This window comes from Actinotalea ferrariae (assembly GCF_019733465.1).
GTDB classification, from domain to species: Bacteria; Actinomycetota; Actinomycetes; order Actinomycetales; family Cellulomonadaceae; genus Actinotalea; species Actinotalea ferrariae_A.
The window spans coordinates 1-7,018 of record NZ_JACVQL010000127.1; the positions used below are offsets into that span (position 1 = coordinate 1).

6 protein-coding genes and 1 pseudogene are annotated in these 7,018 nt (G+C 74.6%); 5 read left to right on the forward strand and 2 right to left on the reverse strand.

The window, feature by feature from the left end; translation table 11 throughout:
- Window positions 1-967: PP2C family protein-serine/threonine phosphatase (locus tag ICW40_RS10940; protein ID WP_221653860.1), on the forward strand; the 967-nt coding region annotated here is incomplete at its 5' end.
- 24 nt (window positions 968-991) lie between these two features.
- On the opposite strand, the gene ICW40_RS10945 is transcribed toward ICW40_RS10940, so the two are convergent.
- Both ICW40_RS10945 and ICW40_RS21555 read right to left on the reverse strand, forming a co-directional pair.
- A complete protein-coding gene (locus tag ICW40_RS10945) occupies window positions 992-1,696 on the reverse strand; it encodes a head GIN domain-containing protein (protein ID WP_221653861.1) in 705 nt (234 codons plus the stop codon).
- A gap of 104 nt (window positions 1,697-1,800) precedes the next feature.
- Window positions 1,801-3,462, reverse strand: coding sequence for an LLM class flavin-dependent oxidoreductase (locus tag ICW40_RS21555; protein ID WP_221653862.1), 1,662 nt, complete (start codon window positions 3,460-3,462; stop codon window positions 1,801-1,803).
- A gap of 188 nt (window positions 3,463-3,650) precedes the next feature.
- On the opposite strand from ICW40_RS21555, the gene ICW40_RS10955 reads away from it, so the two are divergent.
- The 4 genes and pseudogenes from ICW40_RS10955 to ICW40_RS10970 all read left to right on the forward strand — a co-directional run.
- Window positions 3,651-4,799, forward strand: a complete 1,149-nt coding sequence (locus tag ICW40_RS10955) for a zinc-dependent alcohol dehydrogenase (RefSeq protein ID WP_221653864.1) — start codon at window positions 3,651-3,653, stop codon at window positions 4,797-4,799.
- 33 nt (window positions 4,800-4,832) lie between these two features.
- Window positions 4,833-5,537, forward strand: coding sequence for a hypothetical protein (locus ICW40_RS10960; protein WP_374199145.1), 705 nt, complete (start codon window positions 4,833-4,835; stop codon window positions 5,535-5,537).
- 142 nt (window positions 5,538-5,679) lie between these two features.
- On the forward strand, window positions 5,680-6,480 hold the full coding sequence (locus tag ICW40_RS10965) for an SRPBCC family protein (RefSeq protein WP_221653863.1): 801 nt from the start codon (window positions 5,680-5,682) through the stop codon (window positions 6,478-6,480).
- A 151-nt stretch (window positions 6,481-6,631) separates the two neighbouring features.
- Window positions 6,632-7,018: pseudogene (locus ICW40_RS10970) on the forward strand (putative protein N(5)-glutamine methyltransferase); the annotation flags it as partial.

Below are 7,018 nucleotides of genomic sequence, written 5' to 3' on the forward strand. Positions count from 1 at the left end.
GTCCGTCACCGAGCCCGGGCGTCCCCCGGCGCGACGCCTGCTCCAGGGACCGGCGCAGCCGCGGCCGGACGGCTCCGTCGTCGTGCCGCTCCGCGCGCCGGACCGGCCGGCGGGCGCCCTCGTCCTGACCCCGCCCGAACCCGTCGCCGCCACGGAGTGGCCGCCCGACGTCGACCTCCTCACGGCCCTCGGGCAGCAGGCCGGCGTCGCGCTCGCGCGCGCCGCCATGCAGGACCGGAGCGCGTCGGTCGCCCACGAGCTCCAGCACGCGCTGCTCACCACGGACGTGCCCGACGACGACCGGTTCGGGGTCACGACCATCTACCGGCCCGGGGTGCAGGCCCTCGAGGTCGGCGGCGACTGGTACGACGTCTTCCTCGTGCGTGACGGCGTGCTCGCCGTGGCCGTGGGCGACGTCGTCGGGCGCGGGCTGCACGCGGCGGCCGCGATGGGTCAGCTGCGCAGCGCGGTGCGCGCCGTCGCCGACGAGGACGGTCCAGTCGGCGTGCTCGCGCGCCTGGACCGCTTCGTCGAGCGCACCGGCGTGGGGTTCATGGCGACCCTCGCCTACGCCGAGCTGGACCTGGCGACCGGCCTCGTGCGCTACGCGTGCGCCGGGCACATGCCGCCGCTCCTGCTCGGCGAGGAGACGACCCTCCTGTGGGAGGGACGGTCCCTGCCGCTCGGCGTCCGCGGCGCGAGGACCGGGCGCGAGCAGGGCGTCGTGCAGCTCACGGGGGGCGACCGGCTCGTGCTCTACACCGACGGCCTGGTGGAACGTCGCGACCAGCCGCTCGACGAGGCGCTCGCGGCGCTCGTCGAGGCGGCCGGGTCGCTCGGCGGGGCACCCGTGAACCGTCTGGTCAGCGACGCCCCGGCGCACCCGGTGGGCGAGCACGACGACGTCTGCCTCCTCGCGCTGACGTGGTTCGGTCCCGAGGTCCCCGGTCGGGCCGACGAGGCCTGAGGCCGCGGCGCGAGGGCCTCGGGCTCAGCCCTCGCGGACCGCGCCGGAGCCCTGCACGTCGGACTCGACGTCGGCGCCGCCGGTGTGGGTCACGGACCCGCTGCCCTCGACCGAGGCGTGCAGCGAGCCGGTGACGTGCACGTCCGCGTCGCCCGAGCCCGCGATCGCGACGACCGCGTCCTCGCCGCGGAGCTCGCGCCCGTCGAAGTCGCCCGACCCGTCGAGCCGGACCTCCTGGCTCGTGGCCGCGCCCGCGAGCTCCACCGTGCCCGAGCCCTCGAGCCGCACGCTCAGGGCGTCGACGTCGACGTCCGCGACCCGCACGTCGCCCGAGCCCTCGACGACGACCTCGAGGCCGCCGGCCGTCGCGGCGTCGGCCTCGACGTCCCCGGACCCGCGTACGTGCACCGCCTCGAGCTCCGTGACCACCAGGTGGTAGTCGATCTCGCCCCGGTTGTCCCAGCCGCGCCGCTCGGCGCCCAGCACGAGGACGCCGTCGTGGACCTCGCTCGTGAGGTGCTCGAGCACCCGCTCGCCCGCGGTCACGGTGAGGGACGGCGTGTCACCCAGCTCGACGACCAGGTCGCCCGACGTCTCGAGGGCGACGGTCGTGACGTCGGCGATCTCACGCTCCTCGGTGCTGCGGGGGCCGGTGTCGATGCCGAGGGCGCCGCATCCCGCGAGGAGCAGGGCCAGGGTGCCGGTTGCCATGATCGTGCGGAGTGCCATGTCGTCCTCAGGTCAGCTGGTGCCCCGGGCGGTCCGGGGCTCGTCCAGCGTGGCACCGCCGCCCCCGCGCGGACATGGGGCTGTCCCCCGATCCGTCCCTGACGTCACCCTGAGAGCTGGCCGGGGTAGAAGCCCACCCGGGCGAGGGGCTCGACGAGCTGCTCCTCCTCGTAGGCGAAGTGCGACAGAAGCGTGTCGGTCAGGGCGTCGACCGCCTCCTGGACGCCCTCGTAGCCCTCGGTGCCGGTGCCCGCCCGCACCACCTCGACGAGCGCGCGGTCGACCGCCTCCAGCACGTCGTGGATGACGTGGTGCTCGTCCGCCAGCCGGTCCAGGACCGGCTCGAGGCGCCGGTCCGCGGCCCGCAGGTGCGGGAACACCGACTGGTCCTCGAGGGAGTGGTGGCCGGTGACGACGCGGCAGTACGACTCGCAGTAGGCGCCCATCGTCCACGCGTTCTGGCGCAGGGTCAGCGTCGCGATCTCGGACCGGGCCTCGCCCGCGTCGATGACCCCGGTGCGGACCTGCGCGACGAGGTCGCGCACCTTCTCGAGCTCGGCCCGCAGCATGTCGTGCACCTCGACCAGGTGCGCGCCCGCCGCCCGGCCGGCGTCCGTGTAGGCCGCGTCGGCGGGTGGCGCGACCCGCGGACGGGTCCCCTCGTCGAGCAGGCTGCGGTCCAGGAGCCGCTCCGGCGCCGGCGTGGTCCGCACGCCGAGCGCGGCTCGGTCCGCCGGGTCCGCCTGGCCGGCACGGTGGCCACGGCCGGCACGGTCCGTCTGGCCGGCACGATCTGTCTGGCCGGCACGGTCTGCGTCGTCGGGGTGCGCGGCGACCCGCGCCGCGTCGTCCTCGCGCTCGGCGCGCCGCGGGCCGGCGGCACGCTCGGCCGCCACCAGCTCGCGGACCGCGGGGGCGACCTCCTGGCCGAAGAGCTCGATCGTCGTCGGGTCGTCGGCGCCCAGCACGAAGGTGCTGAAGCCCTGCTCGAGGGCGACCTCCGCCAGCTCCTCGACCCACTGCTGCGGCGGGCCGACGAGGAACCCGCCCGACCTCGCCTCGAACCGGCCGTTCACGTTGAGCAGGCGCCGCACGTCGGCGGGGTCCCGGCCCGCCTCGAGCGCCGCGTCGTCGATCACCGCGTGCGCCGCCGGGGCGTCGGCCAGGTCCAGGTAGCCGAGGGACGGCAGCCACCCGTCCGCGGCACGGCCCGCGAGCGCGAGCATGCGGGGCTTGTACGCGCCGAGCCAGATCTCGACCGGGTGCGCCGGCGCCGGTCCGCGCTTGGCGCCGTCGACCCGGTGCACCTCGCCGTCGACCCGCAGCGGTCGGCGCTCCGCCGCGTCCCAGACGCCGCGGATGATCTCGATGGCCTCGGTCACGGCGCGCACCGCCTCGCCGGGGCTGAGCCGGCGTCCGCCCATCGCCTCGACCGCCTGCCAGAAGGCTCCCGCGCCGAGCCCGAGCTCGAACCGCCCGCCCGTGAGCAGGTCGAGGCTCGCGGCGCTCCGGGCGAGCACGGCGGGGGGCCGCAGCGGGAGGTTCGCGACGTTCGGCGCGAGACGCACCGTGCTCGTCACCGCGCCGAGGTGGCTCAGGAGCGTCCACGTGTCGAGGAACGCCGGCTGGTACGGGTGGTCCTGGACGCTCACGAGGTCCAGGCCCGCACGCTCCGAGATCTGGGCGAGGCGCACGACCTCCTGCGGCGACGCCGCCGTCGGGGTGAGGAACGAGCCGAACCGCAGCTCCTGTCCGTAGTCCGCCACTGCACGTCCTCTCGTCGTCGGCCCGGCCGCCTGCGGCATCCACCGTCCGGGCGCCCGGTCGGGCCGTCGTCCGGCACAACCTTCGGCATCCGCGGTTCATGCCCGTCGCCGAGCGTCCCCGCGGGACCCGTGTGACGCTTGACGGCGACGAAGGACGGCCGACCGACGACGAGGACAGGGGCTGGGCGATGCGCGCGATGGTGTACCGGGGACCGTACAAGGTGCGCGTCGAGGAGAAGGAGATGCCTCGGATCGAGCACCCGAACGACGCGATCGTCCGCGTGACGCTCGCGGCGATCTGCGGGTCCGACCTCCACCTGTACCACGGGCTCATGCCGGACACGCGGGTCGGGCACACGTTCGGCCACGAGTTCATCGGCGTGGTCGAGCAGGTGGGCCCGAGCGTGCAGAACCTCAAGGTCGGCGACCGCGTGATGGTCCCGTTCAACATCTACTGCGGCTCGTGCTTCTTCTGCGCGCGCGGGCTGTTCTCCAACTGCCACAACGTCAACCCGAACGCGACCGCGGTGGGCGGCATCTACGGCTACTCGCACACGACCGGCGGGTACGACGGCGGCCAGAGCGAGTTCGTGCGCGTCCCGTTCGCGGACGTCGGCCCCGCCCTCATCCCGGAGTGGTTGGAGGACGAGGACGCCCTGCTGTGCACCGACGCCCTGGCCACCGGGTACTTCGGCGCGCAGCTCGCGGACATCGCGGAGGGCGACACCGTCGCCGTCTTCGGCGCCGGGCCGGTCGGCCTCTACGCCGCGCGGTCCGCCTGGCTCATGGGCGCGGGGCGCGTCATCGTCATCGACCACCTGGACTACCGGCTCGAGAAGGCCCGGACGTTCGCGCACGCGGAGACGATCAACTTCGCCGAGCACGACGACATCGTCGTGGAGATGAAGCGGACCACCGGCTGGATCGGCGCGGACCGCGTGGTGGACGCGGTCGGCGCCGAGGCCGACGGCAACCTCACGCAGCACGTCACGGGCGCCAAGCTCAAGCTGCAGGGCGGCTCGCCGGTCGCGCTGAACTGGGCGATCGACGCCGTGCGCAAGGGCGGCACGGTCTCCGTGATGGGCGCGTACGGACCGATCTTCAGCGCCGTGAAGTTCGGCGACGCGGTCAACAAGGGGCTCACGCTGCGGATGAACCAGTGCCCGGTCAAGCGCCAGTGGCCGCGGCTCTTCGAGCACATCCGCAACGGCTACATCAAGCCCAACGAGATCGTGACGCACCGCATCCCGCTCGAGCACATCGCGGAGGGGTACCACATGTTCTCCGCGAAGCTCGACGGCTGCATCAAGCCGGTCATCGTCCCGAGCGCGGCGTAGCCCGCCCCCTCACGCGTCGAGAAGGAGAGCACCATGGCCTACACCGCCGAGAAGCCGCCGCTGCCCGAGACCCCGGAGCAGCTCCGCGCCCGCATCCCCGGCTGGGGCGCCGACCTCGACCCGCGGGACCGCCCGTCCGTCCCCCGCGAGGTGCCGGGGATCGAGACCGGCGCGCACTGGGACTTCCCCGAGCGGCAGGTCGAGCACTCGCCGCGGGAGCGGTCGATCGAGCACGGCACGATGCCGCCCGTCTTCGGGACGTCCGCCCCGCTCAAGGGCGCGTCCGGCGCGATCCGGCGGTTCGCCTACGAGCGGTACAGCGAGGGCCGGGCCGCTCACTGGCTCCTGCTCATCGCGGCCGACCGCGTCGACGCCGTCGAGAGCCACCTCACGGCGCTCGCGAGCACGCGACCGGACAACCTCCTCACCGAGACCGGCATCAAGGCGGAGATCACGCACCACGGGCTCTCGTCGCGCACGGCCGGCAAGCGCGTCGACGTCGGGCACCAGGCGCTCGACCCCGTCATCGTGGCCGGCCCGTGGATCGTGGCCGCGGGTCTGACGATCCTCGGCGCCGACGCGCTGCGCCGGCGCATCGACGCACGCACCGCCCGCCCGACGACGTCGACCGCCCAGGGCACGGGCACGGGCGCGGGGCAGCAGATGGGGCAGCAGGCGGGGACCGCTCCGGTGGACCCCACGGTCGCGGCCCCGAGCTACCAGCCCGGCATGTCCTGACGGGGCACCCTCCGGGACCCCAGGACCACCCGGAGGGGTGAGCGTCCGGGTTCACCGCGCGGGTCACGGGATGGTCACGCATGCTGGAGGAACACCGAGAAGGCGTGCGACCCACGCCGCACCACCGACGACTGGAGATGCCATGACGACGAAGGTCGAGAAGTCCATCCTGGTGAACGTGCCGCTCAGCGTGGCCTACAACCAGTGGACGCAGTTCGAGGAGTTCCCCCACTTCATGGGCGGCGTCTCCAAGGTCACGCAGCTCACGGACGACCGCCTGCAGTGGGTCGCCGAGATCGGTGGGGTCAAGCGGCAGTGGGAGGCCCGGATCCTCGAGCAGGTCCCGGACCAGAAGGTCGCCTGGGCGGCCACCGAGGGCGCGACCAACGCCGGCGCCGTGACGTTCTCCGACGTCGGTGGCGGCCAGACGTCGGTGCACCTCTCGCTCGAGTACGAGCCCGAGGGCCTCGTGGAGAAGGTCGGCGACAAGCTGAACATCGTCGAGAACCAGGCCGAGAAGGACCTCGAGATGTTCAAGACGTTCATCGAGGCCGAGGGCTACGCCACCGGCGCCTGGCGCGGGTCCGTGAACGAGGGTGCGGCCGTGGGCACTCCGGGCGTCGAGTCGGCGACGGCGTCGCAGGGCGACAAGGGCAAGGCAGGTCTCTCGGGCGCCGCCATGGCGGCCGGCGCGGCGGTCGCGGCGGGCGCAGCTGCGGCTGCGATCAAGGCGAAGAGCGACAAGGGCTCCGAGACCGACGTCGAGCAGGTCGACGTCGTCGTCCCGGTCGAGCCGGTGACCTACTCGACGACCGACACGCTGTCGACCACGACGGCCCACACGGAGCCGCTGCCCTACACGGGCACCGACCCGCTGGCGACGGACCCCGTCGCGGGCGTGACGGACGACGACCCGGTCCAGGGCGACTCCGGCCGCCTCTGACGGCCCGGCGGCCCCGGCGACGGGTGCCGCCCGCACCATGACGGCCCTGAGGGGAGCGGCGCGCGGCGCCGCTCCCCTCAGCCGTGCCCGGCGGCGACGCCCTCGTGCGGACCTCCACCGGGGCCCGACCGGGTCCTGGATGATGACCGGCATGTCCGACGTCGTCGCCGCCGAGCTCCGCGCCGCGGGCTGTGTCTTCGCCGAGGAGGAGGCCGCGCTGCTCGTCGAGGCAGCCTCCGACGCGGCCTCGCTCGCGTCGCTCACCGCACGCCGCGTCGCCGGCGAGCCGCTCGAGCAGGTGCTCGGGTGGGCCGCCTTCGCCGGCCTGCGGGTCGCCGTCGAGCCCGGCGTGTTCGTGCCGCGGCGGCGCAGCGAGCTGGTGGTCCGCGAGGCGCTGCGCCTCCTCGCCGGCGGCGCGTCGGACGTACCCCCACCGGCGGCCCGGCCGGTCGTCGTCGACCTGTGCTGCGGCTCCGGCGCGCTCGGCGCCGCGATCGCGGCGGGCGTGCCCAGCACGCGTCCCGTCGAGGTGCACGCC